This is a genomic window from Paenibacillus polysaccharolyticus (genome assembly GCF_023714295.1).
GTDB classification, from domain to species: Bacteria; Bacillota; Bacilli; order Paenibacillales; family Paenibacillaceae; genus Paenibacillus; species Paenibacillus polysaccharolyticus_A.
Map to the genome: position 1 here is coordinate 1 of NZ_JAMAUN010000089.1, position 228 is coordinate 228.

The following is a 228-nucleotide window of genomic DNA, read 5'->3' on the forward strand; positions in this document are numbered from 1 at the left end:
CTTAGGCTTTCGGCGGATCAGATTCTCACTGATCTTTTCGTTACTCATACCGGCATTCTCACTTGTATAATGTCCAGCGCTCCTTACGGTACACCTTCAACCCTTATACAACGCTCCCCTACCCCTGATGCAAGCATCAAGCCATAGCTTCGGTGGTGTGTTTAGCCCCGTTACATTTTCGGCGCAGAGTCACTCGACCAGTGAGCTATTACGCACTCTTTCAATGGT

The 228-nt window shown here is 49.1% G+C and carries 1 rRNA gene; it reads right to left on the reverse strand.

The window, feature by feature from the left end:
• Positions 1–228, reverse strand: a 23S ribosomal RNA gene (locus M3629_RS28335); the annotation flags it as partial.